The organism is Halomonas sp. MCCC 1A11062 (assembly GCF_021404355.1).
Taxonomy (GTDB): domain Bacteria; phylum Pseudomonadota; class Gammaproteobacteria; order Pseudomonadales; family Halomonadaceae; genus Halomonas; species Halomonas aerodenitrificans.
In genome coordinates this window covers 1-3,775 of sequence record NZ_JABFTW010000047.1, presented here as the reverse complement: position 1 = coordinate 3,775, position 3,775 = coordinate 1, and the positions used below count along the sequence as shown (strand labels likewise).

Here is a 3,775-nt window from a genome sequence, read left to right as displayed (position 1 = left end):
GCACTTCCAGAAGCTGGAACTGGTCGTCAGCAACGTCAAGTTCCAGGACGGGGAGCAAGTGGTTGATCAATCAGACAGGAATGCGGCCTGATCGCCATCCACCAGATTTGACGATAACTCACCATGCAGCCGTAAATTCCGCAGGTGATCGAGTACGGGGCAACACTACCGCCCCTCTCCAGAGTGATCCTGGCGCCAAGCGAGTGCTCAGAATCTCGAATGATGACGCCCGACTCACTACCGATCTGGCCGAGAGTCTCGCCATTCTTAAAGCTTGCCCACTGCATGATGCTCCCTAGCGGCCTAACGCCGAGCTCAGTCGAGGAAGGCCGCATCGCGGCCTGACATCGGCTGGAGCGCTGTGTTATGCCTGTAACTTAATTGCTTCATAAATGTACGAACCAAGCACGGATCCTATTGCACCCAGAATAACGGCTGCTACTGCTGAAATTACAATTGACCAAAGCGGATGTTTCTTGATGAAATCGGATATCCGATAAAACATCGCCTTCTGAATTCTCCGAATGTCGTTTTGGCACTTTGAGATAACCTCCACGGTTACCTTTTCGCGCTTCAATCGTTCCACGCAATCAGGACAGATGATTGGCTTATGTAATGAATAAATGATGTCTGATTTTATCCCGTTCATATCGAAGAGACAGCCTCGTGTCTCGTCATGAGTAAAGTTTGTTGATTCTGAATTGTCGGGTATTCTATTGCCACTCCGCCTATATAGAAGTGTATACGCATAGAGAAGACGGAAAGCCGCGTTCTCTAGCGGAATGTTAGATGTGCGAAGAATTTCTTTTATCTCGTAATAAGATAAGGTTACACGGCTTGCACTGAGGCGACGCGAGTACCAATTCAGCTCAATTGGCACGTTCACAATAGCCACAAGAAACTCGCCATTAAAGTTATTTGGCAAAACAGTTTCCAACGCCTTATCGGAGAACTCCCAATCCTCGCCATCGGAATCACAAGTTAATGAATAGCTTTCTATATGCCCTGTGATCTCGAATATGGATGATTTCCAATTCTCTATTTTCTTTCTGTCAAAATCAGCAGGCATGTGCCCGACAGTCGCGACTGTTATTCTTGTTTTAGACATCACCTCTCCCTATGAGGCATAACGCCCGCGTAATAGGCGCGAGCTAGCGAGCGTCCTGATTGACGCGATTGTTAGGGTCTCAGCCTTCATCGAGCAGCTCCAAAAGACTTTCTATTTTGTAAAAAAGCTCATCGTAGGTAATTATCAGTACATTCGAGTTTGAGCGATACAGATCAAACGAAGCACGCTTACCCGCATCGTCAGCTTCCATTTCTAAGTTGCCGGCAATAACAAGGCAGGTAGGTTCGAAAGCTTGAAAGGAGTTGTCTCTTTGGACAGAGTGGAAATCCTTCAACAAAGTAGTTTTGTATGACAGGACTTGCACAACAGAGCCAGTCAAGTCCTCAGTTGGAGAGAAAACACCAGTCCTATACTCCTTTCCGATTAACCTTGTTTTTGGAGTTTTAATTTCGACAACAACAAAATTCTTGCTAAAATTGGTTGCATATAGAAAATCAACGACCTTCCCGCCTTTATTCTCAGCACCCTTCCCACCAAGGTAACATTTATCGCCAATCTGAATAATATGGTTCGGAATAGCTTGGGCTATTAGCTTTGGATTGGTTTTAAACAAGGATTGCCAGAACTCTTCATCTCCATTTTCAATATTCTCTCGCCAGATATCCAGGCTTTGGTGAAAGCTTGTGACCGTGCGACTTAGTTCCTTATTAGAAGTAGGAGCGCTTTTTGATTCGAGTTGATTTAGGACTTTTCGCTCGTGTTCCTCTCTAGCGGTCCTAAGCCAATCTGCATCGTAATAGATAGGATCACTATCCACTAGCCTGTGGCAGCTTGGACAGAGAATGATTAAATTATCGAGATCAGCAATTCTTTTCCGAGCGTCTTCTTTATTAATTATTTTCCCTGGGTTGTATCTGGGACCACCTTCCGAAATTGCCTCTATGTGGCAGATCTCCGCGATGGGAGTTCCGTCATCAGTAATCAAGCGAACACCACAATTCGGGTTGGAACATCTATTTCCTGCCCTAGTGAGTAGCAGCCTTCTTGCCGCAGCGACGTTTCCCCGAAATTTCTTTTCCATAGTTCCCAAATACTTCCTACTAGTTCGTGATCCTAACGCCGCGCTTTGCGGCTGGTTCGGAGCGCAGCGGAGAACCAGTCCGGCAACAGCGCTTTGTTATGTGCTGAACTCAATCTAATAAACCAAAATTCAAATCAACAAGAACTTCCTCTAAGGCGATATCTTCAGCCTCGCAGAACTTCTTCAAGTCTTTTAAAAAAGGCCAGCCTCTCTCAATTTCACATATTTCAATTGTGGCAAGGTTCATATCATCTGGGAATCCTTCTTGAATAAATCCATACTTGTCTAGCACCTGAATTACTTCTCTTAACTGTGAGTCATCAGCACCCGTAACGAGTTTTATCTCATGATGCGATATATGGAGCCCATTAATATGGTCGAATATTGATCTCTTTACCATCAAAGTGAGTATTTGACGAGCTTGAATTGGAAGAGAGCGTAAACGTTGGGAGAAAGCAGTAATATCTTCCAACGTTTCTTCAAGCTCTTTATTTGTGTGCCCCCAACTCAAAACTCGATTAAACCGTTCCAAGGATGAAGATGCTTTCACTGTGGATTGTTCAGTATGGTCTGAAAATGAGTTCTGTATTGTAGAAACAATATCGGTAAACTTTGACTCATGCTGAGACTTAATATCTCTCATTCTTTCAACACTATATACGTTGACATCGTCTGTAATTTTATGATGCGCGTGACACATCAAAAGCAGATTACTAAAAGATCGCCTTTGTTCATTTGTCTGATTAGGATTAAACCTTTCACCACCTTCATTCGCCGCTTCAATATGACATATTTGGGCTAAAAAAACTCCCGATGAAGATATGATTTTATGGTTACATCCGGGATACGCACACTCATTCCCGGACTTCAAGAATAGTTCTCTTAAAGTTTCCTTTGTTGGCTCCAGTCTTTTTACATCTTCGGCCATATATCAACTCGACGATTGTCACAACTTTGGGCACATAACGCTTCAAGAAGAGGCGCGCGCATTTTACGCGTCCTTATTTCTTGACTTGTTATATTTTGTTTCAAGATAAACTGCCATGTAAGACGCGATTATTGACCCTAACGCTAGACCAATCACTGTATAAGTCGTCAGAAGCACATTACTTACAACATTGTGTGGTGTGTATGTGTCATAAGAAACGATAACTGCCACGACTAATGATAAAGAAAACCCAATAATAGAGAACATGCGATAAGCCCAAATATCGTCCTTTTCTAAATCGCTAAATTTTTGAATGGTGTTCCCATACATAACACAAGCGATAAATACCAATCCTGGCCCCTCAAATGCTTTCGAACCATAACCCGCTATTGATAAAGAAAACCAGATAATTGCAACTGGAAAGTACATCCAAAAAACATTTACAACTACATTATTGATAACAATTCTCACTTACCCTCCAAAAAAATAACGCCCGCAGCAAGCGCGGTTTTGTAGTGAAGGCGCAGCCGCAACGGAAAAGCCGTCGCCTTGCCTTCGATTGTTATGTGTTGGAGCCCCTATCTGTCAGCGTAGTTGTCACCTAAACGGATTGAGAGGTGATCAACGTGCGTTACCCCGCAGAGCGTAAGGAAGCCATCCTCAAGAAGATGGCACCGCCCATGAGCATGACCATCCC

Annotated in this window: 4 protein-coding genes; all 4 read right to left on the bottom strand. The window is 43.8% G+C overall.

The genetic code is table 11. The features are described from left to right. Window positions 1-364: 364 nt before the first annotated feature. Window positions 365-1,108 (bottom strand): hypothetical protein, encoded by a 744-nt coding sequence (locus tag HOP58_RS22665; RefSeq protein WP_234261892.1) that lies wholly within the window; start codon window positions 1,106-1,108, stop codon window positions 365-367. A 79-nt stretch (window positions 1,109-1,187) separates the two neighbouring features. Then, window positions 1,188-2,150, bottom strand: coding sequence for a Shedu anti-phage system protein SduA domain-containing protein (locus HOP58_RS22660; protein ID WP_234261890.1), 963 nt, complete (start codon window positions 2,148-2,150; stop codon window positions 1,188-1,190). 109 nt (window positions 2,151-2,259) lie between these two features. Next, entirely contained in the window at window positions 2,260-3,078 is an 819-nt protein-coding gene (locus tag HOP58_RS22655; RefSeq protein ID WP_234261887.1) for a hypothetical protein, read from the bottom strand. A 63-nt stretch (window positions 3,079-3,141) separates the two neighbouring features. Then, a complete protein-coding gene (locus HOP58_RS22650; protein WP_234261885.1) occupies window positions 3,142-3,549 on the bottom strand; it encodes a hypothetical protein in 408 nt (135 codons plus the stop codon). Between the last annotated feature and the right edge of the window lie 226 nt (window positions 3,550-3,775).